We start from the raw sequence: 16,324 nt of genomic DNA, 5'->3' as shown, positions 1-16,324 counted from the left end.
GTAGAGGTCGGTGAAGGTGGTGGTGGCGGTGACGACCTCGTCGGCGGCGGCCAGCGCGGCCGAGGGCGGGAGGAAGGTGTCGGGGTTGCAGGCCGCGGCTAGCACCCCGGTCGCGGCCGCCGCGTCGAGCGGGGCGACGACGATCCCGGCCGCCGCCAGCAGCTCGCTCGCCTCGCCGAGGCGGCGCACCAGCCGTTGCTCGGCCGCCTGCCGCACCCCCACATCCACCGGCTGCTCCGGGCGGCGTCGGTGCAGTACACCGGATGGGGCGGGGTTGGTGTGCAGGGGTTCGCGCACCACCAGCAGCACCTGGCGGCGCAGCAGCTCGGTCTGCGCGGTGAGCTGGGCGAGGTAGTCGGCGTGATCCCGCGCGGCTGTCTCCAGCGCCGGGTGGGGAAGCCCGCCCGCGCGGGCCCGCAGTTGCGCGATCTGGGGTGCGAGGTCGAGCCGTTCGGCGCGGACGAGGATCTGCACCGGCGCGGTCAGGCTGTGCAGGTAGCGGGCGAACGAGGCGACGAGCGCCTCCTGCTCGGCGGGGGTGCGCAGGCTGAAGTTGACGGTGGAGCACACGGCGATGACCGCGAGCCCATCGCTGCCGAGGTCGACGATCCCGGCCTGCGCGCCGCTGTCGGAGACCCCGCTCGCCGGGAGTTCCAGCGGCGCCGGGGACACCGCGTCGCCACGACCACGCTGGGTCTGGTGGGCGGTGAGCCAGGCGGGTGCCCGGCGCACACCTTCCGGGGCGGCGACCCGGTGCCGCGGGGCCAGGTGCTGGCGGATCGCGGCGAGGGCGAGCTTGTCCAGCGGGAGCCCGTCACGCTGCCCGAGCGCCAGCACGGCGACCGCGATCCCGGCCGGCACCGCCACCAGGAGGAACACCGCCAGCGGCAGCACCGCGCGGGTCAGCGAGTACAGGCCATACAGCAGCGCCCCGGCGCCGGCGAGAATCGCCAGCTGCCGCGCGGTCAGCGGACCCAGCACGCGGTCCGGGCGGTCGACGTCGGCCGGGATACGAACTGCATAGGACCCGCTCGTCCGGGTCTCGTGGTAGCTCATTAGACGTCATTTCAGAAGTGGTGGGTCCGGTCCTGTCTTGTTGGCGGGGCTGACAGCATCGGTGTATGCCCGCTCCTCGCGTGACCGCGAAGACGAAGATCTTCGAGCTGGAGATCGTGTTGGCCGAAGTCGAGCCGCAGGTGCGGCGCCGGGTGCAGGTGCCGGGCGAGGTGAGTCTGGCGGTCCTGCATGAGGTGGTGCAGGCAGTGGTGGGCTGGACCAACTCGCATCTGCACGAGTTCGAGATCGACGGCCGCCGCTATGGGATCCCGGACCCGGACTGGGACGATCAGAACGTCACTGACGAGGCCAAGGGGAAGCTGTTCCGTCTGGTCAAGCAGGGGGCCGGTTCAGCTATGTGTACGACTTCGGCGACAACTGGACCCACCAGCTCACCGTGGAGAAGATCGTGTCTGCGGAGGCGGGCGTGCGCTACCCGCGCTGTGTCGCAGGCCAGGGGGCGTGCCCACCGGAGGACGTCGGAGGCCCATGGGGTTACGAGGAGTTCCAGGCCGCGCTGACCGACCCGTCACACCCCGAACACGACGAGCGCCTCGAGTGGGCGGGCGGCCCGTTCGATCCGCACCACTTCGACCTCGCCGAGGCCGACCGCGCTCTGCAGTGGCTGGCTTGGCGACCGCTCACTTCCGTCTCGTAGACCCCGTCACCAGCGCCGTCATGACGACGTTGGTTGGTGTTGGGTGAGGCGCCGGTGGCAGATCAGGGAGCAGGCCAGCAACAACAACGCGGTGATGGTCGACTCGCTGCGGTCGTAACGCAGCGCCAGACGGCGGAAGTCCAGCAGCCAGGACATCGTGCGCTCGACCACCCACCGGACCCGCCCGAGACGGGTCGAGTCCTCGATCCCACGCCGGGCGATCCGCACCCCGATCCCGCGGCGGGCCAGGTAGCGGCGGCACCGCGGGTAGTCGTAGCCCTTGTCGGCATGCAGTTTGCCCGGTCGTCGACGCGGACGAGCCGGGCGTCCTGCGCGCTCACGGATACCGGGGTTGGTGTCCAGCAGCGGTGCGAGCATGCGGCTGTCGTGGGTGTTCGCACCGGTCACCAGGGCGTGCAGCGGCAACCCATTGCGGTCACACAGCACGTGGTACTTGCTGCCCGCCTTACCGCGATCAGTCGGCGACGGCCCGGTCAGCTCACCTCGGCGCTTGGCCCGCACGCTCACGCTGTCGACCGCCGCCCTCGACCAGTCCAGCAGACCCTGTTGAGCGAGCCGATCGAGCACGACGCGGTGCAAACGCGGCCACACCCCGGCGTCCTGCCACTGCCGTAGCCGCCGCCAGCAGGTAACCCCTGATCCACACCCGAGTTCCTGGGGCAGGTCGTTCCAGATGATCCCGCTCTTGAGCACGAACACGATCCCGGCCAGCGCCGCCCGATCCGGGACTCGTGGTCGCCCCGTCCGTCCCCGCCTCGTCCTGCGCGGCTTCGGGAGCAACGGCTCTACCAGCTCCCACAGCTCGTCACTGACCAACCGCTCGACACAAGATCGCCTCGACATCGACAGACATGATCAGCAAGCAGCGGTGATCCACACAGGACCGACACACCGACTTCTGAAACGACGTCTTAGTGGTCACCCATCCCTTTCATCCGTTGTGCGGCCGGGAGCTGCCGGTGCTGTTCGAGCGCCGCACGCGGCGCGGGCTGTGGTTCGTGTGCGAGGTCGACGGCCGGGCGCGGGTGACGCTGCGGCAGGAGTGGACCGATCGAGGTGTCCCGGCCAGTGATCAGCGGCTCGCGGCCGAGGGCCTGACGGCGTTGCGCGAGGTGGCCGACGCGATGCTGGGCCGCCGTTCGGGCACCACCCAGGTGGGTGAATGATGATCTTGGTGGTGTTCACGTTGGATAGCGGCGGCTCGGTCGAGCCGGGAGCGAGGCGGCGGTGTCCGCGGGCTGGCGCGGCGAGGCAGTGATGGCCGTGGCGAACATGGTCGAGTCCTTGCTGCGCAAGGAAAGCCGCGGCGGTGGTCGTGATGAACGGGTCGTCGAAGATCACCACGGAGCACCGGGCGCGCAGCGCGGTGGTGTACGTGCGGCAGTCGACACTGATGCAGGTCCGCGAGCACGCCGAGTCGACCGCCCGCCAGTACGGACTGTCCGCCGTTGCGGTCGAACTCGGCTGGACCGCCGAACAGGTCATCGTCGTCGACGCCGATCTCGGGGTATCGGGCCGGTTCGGGTCGGAGCGCGACGGCTTCCGCGAGCTGATCTCGCGGGTATGTCTGGGCGAGGTCGGCGCGATCTTCGGCCTGGAAGTGTCCCGGCTGGCGCGCTCGTCGGCCGAGTTCGCCCGGCTGCTCGAGCTGGCCAGGTTGACCGACACACTGCTCATCGACGGCGACGGGGTCTACGACCTGGGCGATGTCAACGACCGCTTGTTGTTGGGCCTCAAGGGCAGCATGTCGGAGGCCGAACTGCACCTGCTCGCCGGCCGGTTGCACGGCGCAAAGCTCGCTGCCGCCCACCGCGGCGAGCTGCGGGCCAAGCTGCCGGTCGGGTTCGTCTACGACCTCGACGGGCAGGTCGTGATCGACCCGGATGAGCAGGTCCGCACCGCAGTGAAAGACCTGTTCGCCGAGTTCGCCCGCACCGGCTCGGCGTTTCGGGTGGTCAAGGCGTTCGCCGAGACCGGCAGGCTGTTCCCGCAACGCGCCTACGGTGGCGTCTGGGCCGGGAAGCTGAAGTGGGGCACGCTCGGCCACTACCGCGTGCTGCAAGCACTGAAGAACCCCACCTACGCCGGGGCCTACAGTTACGGCCGCAGCTACGACAAACGTCGTGTGCAGCCGGATGGCAGCGTGCGCTCGGCGCGCCGCACACGCGCCCGTGACGAGTGGACCGTGCTGATCCAGGACCACCACGAGGGCTACATCAGCTGGCAGCAGTTCCTGGACAACGAGGCCAAGCTCGCGGCGAACCAGACCAACGCCGGTGCCCGCCCGCCGCGCGAAGGCGTTGCGCTGTGTCAGGGCATCATCTACTGCGGAGCCTGCGGCGCGCGGATGGGCACTCGCTACGGCCATCGCCACTACGTGTTCTACGTGTGCAGCAGCGCCCGCGACCAGGCGCAGACGTCGCAGTGCCGCTCGGTGGCGGTGTCCACGGTCGATGACGTGGTCGGCCGGTTGCTGCTCGAGGCGGTCACGCCCGAGCAGATCGCTACCGCGTTGGCGGTCGCCGACGAGGTCACCGAACGGCACGTCCGCAGTCACCGGGCCGCCGAACTCGCGGTCGAACGGGCCCGCTACGAAGCTGACCGGGCCGAGCGCGCGTTCGGCCAGGTGGAGCCGGAGAACCGGTTGGTGGCACGGAGTCTGGAAACCCGCTGGGAGACCAAACTCGCAGCGGTGGCCGAAGCCGAGGCGGCGCTGGAGACCGCGCGAGCCGCCAAACCGCCTCTGCCGCCACGCTCGACACTGGAAGCGCTGGCCGCGGACCTGCCACGGCTGTGGGACAACCCGGACACCAGCCCACGCGACCGCAAACGCCTGCTGCGCACCCTGATCGCCGACGTCACCCTGCTGCCCACCGAGGACGCGCGCCAGGTGCGCATCGGGGTGCGCTGGCACACCGGCGCCACCGACGAGATCACCGTCAACCGCAAAGGACCCGGCCGCACCCCGGTCACCGCGCTGGAGATCATCCGCCGGCACGGCGCGACCCGGACCAGCGAGCAACTCGCGGTTCAGCTCAACGCAGCCGGTCTGACCACCGGCAAGGGCAGCCCCTGGGACACCGCAGCCGTCGCTCGCGTCCGCGACATCTACGGCATTCCCGCACCCCGCACCGCCGCAGTCCGCGACGGCGAGGTCAGCATCGCCCAGGCCGCCGCGCAGCTCGGCGTCGCACCGAAAGCGGTCGGCAACTGGATCCGCAAAGGACAGCTGCCCGCCCGTCGAGGCGCAGCCGGACGCTGGTGCATCCCCTGGGACGAGGCAACCCAAGAGCGCTACCGGCAACAGGTCGCGAACTCGTTCCGCGTCAAACGAACCGCCCCAACAACCGCAGGAGGCGCAGTATGAAACGACGGTCGGAACACGCACAGGACTGGTCACGGCGAACACACCTCACTTCCTCTTCCTCGGGGCCCGGCGGCGGGGCAGGTCCAACGGCAACGGCAGCTGCGTGCCCGGCCGTGGCCTCCGCACCGGCGGGCTCTCGCTCGGCGGCGGGGTGGGTTTGGGGTGGCGGCGCACAGCGAGGGGCAGCGGGTACTGACCCGAGGCCAGCGGCCGGTTGCCGGTGTAGGCGTCGGGCTGCGGGCGGCGCGGGGCGCGGGCGGCCGGGTTGATCTGCCCGGACGGGGTGAGCAGGCCGGGCCCGGTCTGCCGCGGCGGCGGGGTTGCGGGTTCGTCGGCCAGGGTGCGGCGAGCGGGTCGTGGTGGTGCGGGGCGCAGGTGGACCGGGAGCATCCCCGCGCTGGGCGCGACCAGCGCGCGGGGCAGCCGCGCGGGCGGCCGTGCGTGGCGGTTGATCCGCCCGTCCGGTGTCAGCAGCCCGGGCTGCGGAATCGGCGAACGAGGGTGGGTGGGGTCGTCGGCGAGCGTGCGGCGCCCGACCCGGTCCGGGTCGTACCGCGTGGTGATCGGCAACCCGAGCTGATCGGCTGGCAGCGCGTGCGGCAGTACGTCCGGAGGCAGTGCCCGCGGGTTGGGCGACACAGCCGCCTCGTCACCGGACCCGCTCGCGGTGAACAGCGACAGCTGCCCGCGACCCGGCCTGCGCTCCGAGCCGCGCGCCGTGGTGGGCACCTCGCTCAGCCGGGGCGAGCGTGGCGCGGGGGAGCGGGTGCGGCGCAGCCGCAGCGGCAGCATGAACTGGCCCGACCGGGTCGCCGGAGGATCCGCCGCAGCGCCCCCACCACCACCTGTCGGTCGCTTGCTTCCCTTCCGGCCGAGGGCGGTGCCGGCGCCGCCGAGCAGGCCCATCGTCTTGTAGGCGATCAGGCCGCGGGCGAGGGAGCCGAGCAGCGAGCGGCGCCCTGTGCGCAGTGGTGCCAGGCACCAGAACGGGATCTTGATGAGCACCCACATCAGCGCCAGGCACAACAGCAGGTTCACCAACCCCGACAGCGTCGGCCCGAACACGGTGAACCCGCCCGGGGCGAAGAACACCCGCAGCGCCACGACCATCGCCAGCGACTGCCCGACCTGGATGGCCAGCACCCCGCCGAAGGCCTTCCACCACGCCTGCGCGATGCCCTCCGTGTGCGGGAGGGCGTGCCACATCAGCGCGATCGGGGCGGCCGCGATCAGCAGCACGGTGAGCATCACCCGCACGATGAAGGTGAGCAGCAGGACCACGACCATCACCGCGAGCGCGAGCCCGATGAAGATCAGCCACAGCCCGCCGCCGTTGAGCGCGCCGAGCACCATGTCGGTCAGCGCCTTGCCCGCCGACTGCGGGCTGACACCCTCGCCCATGACGGCCTGGGCGAGCGCGTTGGCGATCTGGATCGCCTTGGTCGCCACGAACAGCGACAGCGTCCCGGCGAGGAACCCGATCGCGACCCGGGGTGCGATCTCCTTGATGGTGTAGCGGGTCTGCAGGGTCTCGTAGCCCATCACCACGATCCCCGCGACGACCACGATGATGACGTAGACGGCGAGCAGGATCCGCCACGACTCCGTCCACAACTGCCCGACACTCGGCAGCGCCGACGGCTCGGGGGTGGTCAGCAACGTCTTCCCGAGTAGCTCGAGCAACGGGTTGAGTGCGTCGGTCACCACGGTGCGGAAGAAGCCATCGATCGCCTCGGTGACGCAGGCGACCGGGTCGGTGATGCCGCACTCGTCCTCGTCCTCCCCATCCTGCCCGGGCACCGGTGTCGGGCCCGGGCCACCGGGATCGAGCGGGGTCGGCTGCGGAATGCAGTTCGGCCCCTCACACGACGGGGGCGGGGTGGGTGTGGGCGTGCCGGTGCATTCGGGCATCAACGCGCCGGGAAAGCACGACACCGGCGGCGTCGACGGGTCCGGCACCAACGGCGTAGTCGGCACCCCCGAAGGCGGCGGTGGATTGCCGGTCGGCAGCAGGCATGCCGGGTCTGTCGAGCCTGGGGTGCACGACGGGTCGGTCGGCGGGAGCGGCAGCGGCGGCGGTTGCGCAGGAGCGACTGCGACCGCGGTCGCCTGCGGCGTCGAGCTCGCGGTGGCGAACGCGAGTCCGGCCAGCGCCGCCAGCAGCGGCACCAGCACCGCGAACGTGCGCGCCACGCGCCGCCGCGGCGACCGCCAACCGGGCCGGGGCGGTTGCGGCGGCTGGGTGAATGGGGTGGTCATGGCTCACACCCCGCCCACGATGCCCTTGAGGATCTCGACCACGAGCGGGGCGAGCGCGGCCAGCCCGAAACCGATGCCGGCGGCCTTGAACGCCCCCTTGGCCTTCTCCACCTCACCCGGATCACCCGAGGCCATCAGGTAGCGCAAACCACCGATCGTGAGGAACACGATCGCGACCCCGGCGAGGATGCCCATGATCCAGTTGCGGATGTTGTTGAGCACCTCGTCGACCGTCGCCGCGAGCGCGACGACATGCACCGTCTCCGCCCGAGCCACTGAGGAGGTCAGCAACACGGCAGCGGTGAGAATCCCCGCCGTTTGCAGCGCGGCACGGCGAAGACGACGGTGGCTTTGGAGTGGATTCAGTCGCATGAGCGGGCCTCCCGACGGGTGTGCGCGGCCGGGCCCGAGGTGGTGTCGTGGGTGCGGGCTCGGCGGTCTGCGGGCAGGCGGGTCCCGCGTGAGGCAATGCGTGATTGCGGCTCGTTCGGAGACACCTGTGCGCGCACTTTGTTCGCCGCCGCGGTCTTCGTGCGGCTCTCGTTGCGTCGCCGGACGCGGCGAGTTCGGCTCGCCGACGCAGCCGTACCGGTGTGTTGTTCGGCCAGGTAGGCGCGGAGGCGATGCTCGGCGCGGATGCGGCTCTTCTGGACCCTCTTGTAGGGCAGCCCCCGTGCCTGTGCCGCCTCGGCGAGCGGCACCTCACCGATCCGCGTCTCGGAGATCAGCCCGGCCTCCGCGGCAGTGATCACGCCCGCCTTCACCGCGGCGGCCAGGACCAGATCCGGGTGGCCGTCCGGGCGCGGTGGTGGGCCGGAATCGAAACGCAGATCGCCCGTCGGCACCGGGCCGCCGACAGCCTCGTTCAGGGCGCGTCGCCCCTCCCGGTAGGCCGCCCAGTACAGCCGTGCCAGGATCGCCGGCCGGCCCAGATCGACCTCACGCAGCTCGTGCAGAAACCCGGTCAGCACGGCCGCGTTGAGGTCGTGGGTGTCGCCGCTGAACCGGCGTGTCACGATCGCAGCGGCCCGCAGCAACACCGGCAGCGCCAGGCCGACGCACGCCACGGTCCAGGTGCCGCCTTCGGCGCGAGCACGAGCGATCAGACACGCCCACGCCGCGTCGCGCGTCGCCTGGGCGCAGCCGGGCTCGAGCAGCAGGGTGCCCAGTTCGTCCAGCGGCAGCGGACGTGGCGGCAACCCGGCGATATCGCGACCGTCCACGCTGACGGGATTGGGCCCGGTGACCAACCACGCGAAGCTGGCACGGGCCACCGCGAACACGTCCGAGTCAGTGACGAAATCGGGATCGGCGCGCACGTAGTAACCGCGCTCGCGACCCCGATTCCGAGGCGAGGAAGATTTCATCACGGCTCCCTTTGAAGAGCAGCTTTTCGGCAGCTGCCAGGAAGCCACGGCAGGCGCCTCAAAAACGCCACATAACAGCCTCGACGGCGCGACATGAGCGCCTCAGGGGCGCCTCAAAATCCGCCGCGGAGGTCTTGTCGATCTTCCGAACCGTGCGAGAATGGGCGGTTGACCTGCTGTTGGACGGCGCCTCATGTCTCGGCTGTGTGCACAGGTCTCGGTGCGGTACGAAATCTTGGCGGAAATCCCGGATTTGAATTCCGTGTTTGGGCTGGCGCTGTCTCCAAATTGGGTTATCGCCCGTATTGCCTGCAGATAGCACGAACTGAGGAGGCCCCTTATGGCCCAGCGCTCGCAGTCGCCCGACGGTCGTCCCGGCCGTCGAGGTGACTCGACCCACCCGCCGCGCACACGGCGTGGTGGCGACCGCGTTCCCTACCCCGGAGCCCGCATTCGCGACACCGGTCCGTGTGGCCGCGCGACCTCACGCCCGAAGGGCCGGTCGACAGCGTCGCGGTCGCGCGCCGCGGCGCCGATTCCGGCTACGGTCTGGGCGTGCGGACCGGAGCCGATCGACCCGCACGAGCGGTGGCCGGTACCGATCGTCGAGGCCCTCACGACTGCGTTCACCGAACCCGGCGAGTACGTCCTCCTGGTTGCCGTCGACACCGCGTCAACGGCAGCCGCGAGGGAGACCCTGCGCGCGCTGAAGCGCACCGCCGACACGGTCGCGCTCCCACCGCGCGCGGACACCTCCACTGCGCGGTCGCGACCGTTCTGGACGAACCTCGTCACCGACTCCGCCACCCCGAACGGGACCCTCTCGGAGCCGCCCGCGGACTCAGGGCACGAGGGTGCCGGTGCGCCCGAGCGGTCCGCCTCACAGCGCGCGGATCTGGTGCTCGCGTCCCTGCCCGCGCACGCCCCTGAGGAAGTGTCACTGGAGGAGCTGGCACTGCTGGCGGCGGATCGGCTGCGGTGTGGCGGGACCCTCGCGGTCTACACGCACAGCGACTGGACCGAGGGCAGGCTGGTCGATCCGACCGGCCTGATCGTGGCCGCCGCGCAGCACGCCGACCTGCTCTACCTCCAGCACATCGTCACCATGCACACCCCGGCCCGGGACGGCCGGTTGCACGCCGCGCCGATGCCGTCGACGGCCGCCGAGTACGCGCGAGCAAAACACCGGGCGACCGCGCGTGGACTGCCCGCGCCGCACCTGCGCGCAAACGGGGACGTGCTCGTCTTCGCACAACCCCGCGAGTCCGCGGCGGCACCGCCCACCGCTGGGGGCGAGCCCGATGAGGACCGCTCATGACCCCGCGGTCCACACGCACGCGCGACGCCCGGTCAACCGCTTCCCCGCGCACGGAAGGTACCCCACCCATGACTCACTTCGACCGTCCGCACTCCATCCCGTCAGCCTCGCCGGCCGGTGACGACGCGCCGACCGTGCCGATCCCACGCGCGGTCATAGACGCCCTCGACACCCCGCGTGAAGCCCCCGTGCCGGACCCGCGTAAGGACGCGCCGGGCGATTCGACGGACGTCGTCGACGGGCTGCCGCTGTCGGTATGGGTGACAGCGCAAACGTCGCCGGCGGCTCAGCGCAAGGACCGTTACGTCACCGACTCCACTGCCCATCCGGCGAAGATGCTGCCCGCGGTCGCGGCGCACGCGATCCGGCACTACACGCGTCCGGGCGAGCTGGTCTTCGACCCGATGGCGGGGGCCGGCACGACCCTGGTGGAGGCGATCGACGCCGGACGCCGAGCGGTCGGCGTGGAGTACGAATCGCACTGGGTCGACGTCTGCCGAGCCAACCTCGAGCGGGCCCGCGAACGCGGTCACGACCACGACGCCGAGATCGTGCACGGCGATGCCCGCCGCCTCCCGTATCTGCTCCCGGATCGCTACCGGGGGCGCGTGGCGCTGGTGGTCACCTCGCCGCCGTACGGACCGTCCACGCACGGGCAGGTCATCACCGCCGGAGACCCCAGCGGCGACGGCAAGGTGCACAAGTTCCACCACCGCTACGGCAACACCCTCGACCGCGGCAACCTCGCCAACGTCGGCCACCACCGGTTGCTCGCGGGGTTCACCCGCATCCTGGCCGGTTGCGCCGCTGTCCTGCGCCCGGGCGGGCACGTCGCCATCACGGTGCGCCCGTGGCGGGAGCACTCCGAGCTGATCGACCTGCCGTCGCAGATCATCGCCTGCGGCACGGCCGCCGGTCTGATCCCGGTCGAGCGGTGTGTGGCGCTGCTGGCTCGTGTCGCCGAGCGCGACCTCGTCGTCCGGGGAAGCTTCTTCCAGCGCGACTTCATCCGGAAACAGCGCGAGCAGGGCCTGCCACTGCATCTCATCGCGCACGAAGACGTGATCGTGCTCCGCAAGCAGCTCGCGCCCTCCACCATCACGGCGACGGAGACAGGGCATGCCGGGGCCTGACACCTCAGCAGCCGCTGCACCCCCGTGCTCGTCGCCCAGAGGGACCGGCATCGAGCCAACGGTCATGCGCACCGCGGGCTGGGCCGGGATGGGGACCTATCTGGCCGCGATCGCCGGAGCGAACTGGGCCAGCAGCCACGTCGTGGTCGCGGTGGGATCGCTCGTGATCCCGGCTGGCGCGGTCCTGGCCGGTGTGGTGCTCACGGCACGCGACGTCGTGCAGGACATGCTCGATCGGCGGAGGCATGATGGCCTCGCTGATCGTGGCGCCGCCCCGGCTGGTAATGGCCAGTACCACGGCGTTCCTGGTCGCCGAACTCGTCGACTGGAGGCTCTACACCCGGCTTCGTCACCGCGGCCGGTCGGCAGCCATCGCGGTGTCCAACCTCGGTGGACTGGTGGCCGACAGCGTGGTGTTCGTGCCGTGGGCGTTCGGGTCGCTCGCGTTGCTGCCCGGCCAACTCGCGGGCAAGGCCCTCGCCACTGTCACAGCCCTCGCGGTAGCGGCCGCACTGACCGCGCGCCGACGAGGCGGGGTGCTGCCGTGAAGTTCTACCTGGGCACCCATCAGCCCACGTGGCTGCCACGCGACCTGGGGATCCCGCTGCTGGTCTCGCACCGGCGGCTGGCACCCCGGCGCACCCTGCCGCGCGCGACGGGGGAGTGGGCGCTGGACTCCGGCGGCTTCACCGAACTGTCGCTGCACGGCCGGTGGCGCACCGACGCCCGCACCTACGCCGCCGCGGTGCGCCGCTACGCGGAGGAGATCGGCCACCTGGTCTGGGCTGCGCCCCAGGACTGGATGGTCGAGGCGCATGTCCGGGCCCGCACGGGCGCGAGCTTGCGTACCCACCAGCGCCGGACCGTGCGCAACTATCTCCAGCTCCGCGACATCGACCCGGAGCTGCCGTTCATCCCGGTCCTGCAGGGCGACTCCGCCGCCGACTACCACTGGTGCGCCGACCTCTACGAGCGGCACGGCGTCGCGTTGTCGAGGCTGCCGTTGGTCGGCGTCCGCAGCGTGTGCCGGCGCCAGCACAGCGCCCACGTCGAGCGCATCATGCGCTCGCTGCACACCCGGGGCCTGCGCCTGCACGGCTTCGGCGTCAAAGTCACCGGCCTGGCCCGCTACGCCGACACGCTGGCCTCCAGCGACTCAGCGGCGTGGAGCTACAGCGGCCGCTACCAGCCCGGCTGCACGCCGAGCCACCGCACCGAGTCCAACTGCCTGCGCTACGCCCTGGACTGGCACACCCGGCTCCGCGACAGCTTGACCATCGCCAGGAACTCCACGCGCGCAGGGGGCGGGCGAACACGACCAAGCTCACCCATGAGGCCGGGGGTTCCGTGCCGGGCGGGCCAGCGAGGGCGAACGCGGATCGCGCGGGAGGAGGCGCACCGTGCCCGCTGATCCGAAGGCGCCGGAGCATGACGAGACCGGCGACGGGTTGCGGTTCGTGGCGACCGACGGCCCGGTGATCGGGTCGTTGTGCACCGGAGTGGGCGGACTGGACCTCGCTGTCGCCGCCGTGCTCGGCGGCCGGATCGCCTGGTGCTCGGAAGTCGACCCGCACGCCTCGGCCGTCCTCGCTGCGCGCCTGCCCGGCGTGCCGAACCTCGGCGATCTCCGCACGATCGACTTCAGCTCGGTCGAGCCGGTCGACGTGCTCACCGCCGGATTCCCCTGTCAGGACATTTCCGCGGCCGGGCGGCGCGCGGGCATCGAGAAAGGCACCCGGAGTGGACTATGGCACACCATCCTGGACGCCGTTCGCGTACTGGGACCCCAGCTCCGTCGTCGTGGAGAACGTTGCCGCCCTCCGCTGGCGCAACGGCGGACTCGACCACGTACTCGCAGGGCTGGCCGAAGCGCGGTATGACGCGGTCTGGCGTTGCGTACGAGCCAGCGACATCGGCGCCGCCCACCGACGCGAGCGTGTGTTCCTGTGTGCCGTCCCCCAGCCGGGCAGGCAGCCGGATGATGCCCACTCCGCAGGCACGCGACGGCGAACCCCGCGGCCCCGTCGACCCCGCACGGCGCCGCGCGGGCGGGCACCAGGTGAACCTCAACGACGCGGTCGACGCCGTGGTGCGGCCGAGCCGGTTGCTCCCGACACCGACGGCGGCGGACTCGCGCTCCGCGGCGCTCAAGACGGTCGTGAAACCAGGGCGACCGGTCCCGGCCGGATGCGTCACACTCACCGACTCCGTGCGCCTGCTGCCGACTCCGACCGCCTCGGACGCGAAGAACTGCACGCACGACACACATCTCGGCGGGAAGTCCCTACCCGACCGGGCTCGCGCCCTGACCGGTCCTCCGCGGGAAACCGAAAAGCGCTGCGCGGCAACGAAATTCCGGGATGGGGGGAGGCTTCGTAACTGTCTCACCGCTGGCGCGTGGGAACCTCCTGCCGACCCCGACCGCGCATGACGGTTCATCCAACGGACTTTCCGCCGCGTCAAGACAAGGCGGGCCATCCCTCTTGGACAGGCTACGCCTTCTCCCGGCTCCGCGCGCGACCGACCTGATGCAGGTTGCCACACGATCGCAGAAAGACAGGTGACCATGGGCGCAAGCGTCTCCCGCAACGCGCGACCTGAACCGCGGCCGGTCGAGTGGGGCGAGTACACCGCCGCCGTACACCGCTGGGAGCTGATACTGCAACGCCGCGCCTCTTGCCCGACACAACCCGGTCGGAATGGCTGTCCCGTGCTGGCCCCGCTGTTCGTGGAGTGGTTGATGGGCTTTCCGTCCGGCTGGGTGACAGCGGGACATCTGGGCCTGCCACGCACCGCGCAACTGCGCGCCCTGGGCAACGGAGTCGTGCCGCAGCAGGCGGCGTATGCGCTCGGTCTGCTACTGGACGACCTGGCCGTTCTGGGCTATCGGGTCAACCGTGAGGTGCCGTCGTGACGGCCGTCGGCGACAACCGCGAACGCGCGGACGCGCGGCTTCTCTACACCCCCGCCCAGGCTGCCGAGAAACTCACCATCCCGGAATCGTGGCTGCGCAAGAAGGCCGGACGCCGCCTGATCCCGTGCACGTTCCTGGGCAAGCACCTCCGGTTCTCCGAAGCCGACCTGCGCCACATCGTGGACCACGGAAGCCGCCCGGCCGGATCGCGCCGGCCCAGGTCCCGTCGCCGTCGTCAGCTCGGCCGCCGATGAGGCGTTTCCACTGCGGACAAAGGCTCTTTGCGCCACCCACTGGCTCTTCGTCCTCATTGGAGCGTCCATGGACGGCGACATACGACGACCCCCACACCACGGGGAAGGAGTTCACCATGCCGTGGGCCGAACCGGTCACCGACGACAACTGGAGAGTGCGTTACCGCCGCGACGGCGGCGGAAAGGGGGCCATCACCGGCTTCCCCGACGCGAAGGCCGCCGAAGACTACATCGCCGACATGGCGACGGACCGCCGGAGAGGGACCTGGATCGACCCCGCCGGAGGGCGCACCTTGGTCGCGGAGTGGGCGCCGGATTGGCTGGATGCGCTGGACATCGACCGCAGGACCGAGGAGAACTACCGCAGCATCGTGCGCACGCACATCCTGCCGCGCTGGGGAACCACGGCCTTGGCCGACGTCACCAACCTCGACAGCCGGCGCTGGGAGAAGGAACTCCGGAGCGGGCTGGCCCAAGCCACCGTGGTCAGCATCATGAAGTGCTTTTCCCTGATGCTCACCGACGCCGCCGACGAGAAGCTCATCGCGGCCAACCCGCTTCAAGCCCGTCGGCGAGGACGGCGAAACGGCCGCCGTCAGCGCAGGCCGCGGCAGATCTGGGCGGAACCGCGCGAGGTGCTGCAAGTCGCCGACCAGGTCGCCGTGAAGTACGGGCCAGGTGGCGCGGTCCTCGTCGTCACCGCGGCGTGGACCGGAGCACGCTGGGGCGAACTGGTCGGTCTCCAACGGCCCAACCTGCGTCTGTTCGACGACGGAACCGGTGTCATCGTCGTCGATCCCGACATCGGGGCGTTGCACGAGACCAACGCCGGCGGTCTGTTCCTCGGCCCGCCCAAGACCGAGGAATCGGCTCGTGCCATCAGCTTGCCACCCTTCCTCGTCTCGCTGCTCCGTGACCACCTGACCACGCACACCCACCCCCACGTCTTCGTGACCCCGCAGGGCCAGCTGCATCGCCGCAGCAACTTCGCCCGCCGCGCGTTCCGCCCGGCCGCCGACGGCAACCTGGACATCCTGAGCCCGGCGGTACGGCTGTATCCGGTCAAACCGGGACTGAAGTTCCACGGCCTGCGGCACAGCCACAAGACCTGGATGATCGACGACGCGGTGCCGGAGATCGCACAAGCACTCCGGCTCGGGCACATCCTGCCCGACAAGGTCCGCGACGCCTACTCCCACGTGGCGGCCGGGGTCGAGCGACGTCTCATCGATGCGCTGCAAGACCACTGGGAGAAGGCGAAAGCCGAAAGCCGTGTGGCGCCCGAGGTGGCCGCTTGGCGCGCGGCCGCGTGATCGACCGGCGCCACCGAGATCCGGATCAGTCACTTTTATACTATCTTGTATAGTAGAATGCGGCATCCGGACTGCCGGCCTTGGAGCGTTCCGCGCGGGAGCGGAAGGAGAACCGGTGTCGATCTTCGGTGCGTACGTGCCGGTTTCCGGCTGGACCGTCCTGGTCATGCTTCTCGGTGGGGCAGTGAGCGTGCTGTTTGCCCCTCGCATAGCCCGCCGCCGCGGTTGGCGGCAGGCTCCTGCCGTCGTGACTGCCTTGCTGCTCACAGCCGTGGCGTCGGTGACCTTGACTCCCGGCGACGAGACGCACGCGAACGGCGTCGAGGCCTGCCTGCCGGACGGGCTGTCGGACCTGGTGAGCGTCGGTCTGCATTCCGGCGGTGGTGTGGCCGGCAACCTGCTCAACGTGGTCCTGATGTTCCCGTTCGCCGGGGCGGTGGTCGTGACCACGGGGCGGATCCTCCCGGGTGTCGTGGTCAGTCTCGCGGTGCCGATGGTCGTCGAGCTCGTGCAGTCCGTGATCCCAGGCCGGTTCTGCAGCGTGTCCGATCTGCTCGCCAATGTGGTCGGCGGCCTCGTCGGTGTCGCTCTGGGCCATGTCCTGCTCCGGCAGTCGGGGCGCGTGCGATGATCGGCTCGGAGGGTGCGCGCCCCTCAGTCGGCA

At 70.8% G+C, this 16,324-nt stretch carries 17 protein-coding genes and 1 pseudogene; 13 read left to right on the top strand and 5 right to left on the bottom strand.

Annotation, left to right across the window (positions count from 1 at the left end; translation table 11 throughout):
• Window positions 1-1,056 (bottom strand): PrgI family protein (locus tag ABZ193_RS35405; protein ID WP_354712931.1); only part of this gene is annotated, 1,056 nt, incomplete at its 3' end.
• A gap of 65 nt (window positions 1,057-1,121) precedes the next feature.
• Between ABZ193_RS35405 and ABZ193_RS35400 the strand changes: the two are divergent.
• A pseudogene (locus ABZ193_RS35400) lies at window positions 1,122-1,714 on the top strand (plasmid pRiA4b ORF-3 family protein).
• Between the two features lie 18 nt (window positions 1,715-1,732).
• Here the strand turns inward: ABZ193_RS35400 and ABZ193_RS35395 are convergent.
• On the bottom strand, window positions 1,733-2,578 hold the full coding sequence (locus tag ABZ193_RS35395) for an IS5 family transposase (RefSeq protein WP_354712930.1): 846 nt from the start codon (window positions 2,576-2,578) through the stop codon (window positions 1,733-1,735).
• Between the two features lie 71 nt (window positions 2,579-2,649).
• Between ABZ193_RS35395 and ABZ193_RS35390 the strand changes: the two genes are divergently transcribed.
• Both ABZ193_RS35390 and ABZ193_RS35385 read left to right on the top strand, forming a co-directional pair.
• Window positions 2,650-2,901, top strand: coding sequence for a DUF5372 family protein (locus ABZ193_RS35390; RefSeq protein WP_354712929.1), 252 nt, complete (start codon window positions 2,650-2,652; stop codon window positions 2,899-2,901).
• A 152-nt stretch (window positions 2,902-3,053) separates the two neighbouring features.
• A complete protein-coding gene (locus ABZ193_RS35385; protein ID WP_354712928.1) occupies window positions 3,054-5,102 on the top strand; it encodes a recombinase family protein in 2,049 nt (682 codons plus the stop codon).
• Between the two features lie 45 nt (window positions 5,103-5,147).
• On the opposite strand, the gene ABZ193_RS35380 is transcribed toward ABZ193_RS35385, so the two are convergent.
• The 3 genes from ABZ193_RS35380 to ABZ193_RS35370 are packed head-to-tail and all read right to left on the bottom strand — an operon-like array spanning window position 5,148 to window position 8,680.
• Window positions 5,148-7,361 carry a hypothetical protein gene (locus ABZ193_RS35380; RefSeq protein ID WP_354712927.1) on the bottom strand — a complete coding sequence of 738 codons (2,214 nt, stop codon included), beginning with the start codon at window positions 7,359-7,361 and terminating at the stop codon, window positions 5,148-5,150.
• Window positions 7,362-7,364: 3 nt separating this feature from the next.
• Window positions 7,365-7,733, bottom strand: coding sequence for a pilin (locus ABZ193_RS35375; protein WP_354712926.1), 369 nt, complete (start codon window positions 7,731-7,733; stop codon window positions 7,365-7,367).
• Window positions 7,724-8,680 carry a sigma-70 family RNA polymerase sigma factor gene (locus tag ABZ193_RS35370; protein WP_354712925.1) on the bottom strand — a complete coding sequence of 319 codons (957 nt, stop codon included), beginning with the start codon at window positions 8,678-8,680 and terminating at the stop codon, window positions 7,724-7,726. The genes ABZ193_RS35375 and ABZ193_RS35370 overlap by 10 nt, the downstream gene beginning before the upstream one ends.
• A gap of 982 nt (window positions 8,681-9,662) precedes the next feature.
• Here ABZ193_RS35370 and ABZ193_RS35365 point away from each other — a divergent pair.
• The 10 genes from ABZ193_RS35365 to ABZ193_RS35320 all read left to right on the top strand — a co-directional run bounded on the left by ABZ193_RS35365 (window position 9,663) and on the right by ABZ193_RS35320 (window position 16,291).
• Complete coding sequence (locus tag ABZ193_RS35365) at window positions 9,663-10,046, top strand: hypothetical protein (protein ID WP_354712924.1); 384 nt, start codon at window positions 9,663-9,665, stop codon at window positions 10,044-10,046.
• Window positions 10,047-10,114: 68 nt separating this feature from the next.
• The gene (locus ABZ193_RS35360; protein ID WP_354712923.1) at window positions 10,115-11,179 is read left to right on the top strand and encodes a DNA methyltransferase; all 1,065 of its coding nucleotides are present in this window, start codon (window positions 10,115-10,117) and stop codon (window positions 11,177-11,179) included.
• A gap of 245 nt (window positions 11,180-11,424) precedes the next feature.
• Window positions 11,425-11,727: a VUT family protein gene (locus tag ABZ193_RS35355; protein WP_354712922.1), complete on the top strand. Its 303-nt coding sequence runs from the start codon at window positions 11,425-11,427 to the stop codon at window positions 11,725-11,727.
• Window positions 11,724-12,590: a hypothetical protein gene (locus tag ABZ193_RS35350; RefSeq protein WP_354712921.1), complete on the top strand. Its 867-nt coding sequence runs from the start codon at window positions 11,724-11,726 to the stop codon at window positions 12,588-12,590. The genes ABZ193_RS35355 and ABZ193_RS35350 overlap by 4 nt, the downstream gene beginning before the upstream one ends.
• On the top strand, window positions 12,580-13,059 hold the full coding sequence (locus tag ABZ193_RS35345; RefSeq protein WP_354712920.1) for a DNA cytosine methyltransferase: 480 nt from the start codon (window positions 12,580-12,582) through the stop codon (window positions 13,057-13,059). Before ABZ193_RS35350 ends, ABZ193_RS35345 begins: the two co-directional genes overlap by 11 nt.
• Window positions 12,980-13,558 (top strand): DNA cytosine methyltransferase, encoded by a 579-nt coding sequence (locus ABZ193_RS35340; protein ID WP_354712919.1) that lies wholly within the window; start codon window positions 12,980-12,982, stop codon window positions 13,556-13,558. The genes ABZ193_RS35345 and ABZ193_RS35340 overlap by 80 nt, the downstream gene beginning before the upstream one ends.
• 331 nt (window positions 13,559-13,889) lie before the next feature.
• Window positions 13,890-14,093, top strand: coding sequence for a hypothetical protein (locus ABZ193_RS35335; RefSeq protein ID WP_354712918.1), 204 nt, complete (start codon window positions 13,890-13,892; stop codon window positions 14,091-14,093).
• Window positions 14,090-14,347, top strand: a complete 258-nt coding sequence (locus tag ABZ193_RS35330; RefSeq protein ID WP_354712917.1) for a helix-turn-helix domain-containing protein — start codon at window positions 14,090-14,092, stop codon at window positions 14,345-14,347. Before ABZ193_RS35335 ends, ABZ193_RS35330 begins: the two co-directional genes overlap by 4 nt.
• Complete coding sequence (locus tag ABZ193_RS35325) at window positions 14,344-15,660, top strand: multidrug DMT transporter permease (RefSeq protein ID WP_354712916.1); 1,317 nt, start codon at window positions 14,344-14,346, stop codon at window positions 15,658-15,660. The genes ABZ193_RS35330 and ABZ193_RS35325 overlap by 4 nt, the downstream gene beginning before the upstream one ends.
• A gap of 115 nt (window positions 15,661-15,775) precedes the next feature.
• Window positions 15,776-16,291 carry a VanZ family protein gene (locus tag ABZ193_RS35320; RefSeq protein WP_354712915.1) on the top strand — a complete coding sequence of 172 codons (516 nt, stop codon included), beginning with the start codon at window positions 15,776-15,778 and terminating at the stop codon, window positions 16,289-16,291.
• Window positions 16,292-16,324 lie beyond the last annotated feature (33 nt).

The sequence above is a fragment of the Amycolatopsis sp. NPDC006125 genome (assembly GCF_040614195.1).
Classification (GTDB): domain Bacteria; phylum Actinomycetota; class Actinomycetes; order Mycobacteriales; family Pseudonocardiaceae; genus Amycolatopsis_E; species Amycolatopsis_E tucumanensis.
Note: the sequence above shows the minus strand (reverse complement) of the source record. Positions and strands in the feature narration are given on the sequence as shown.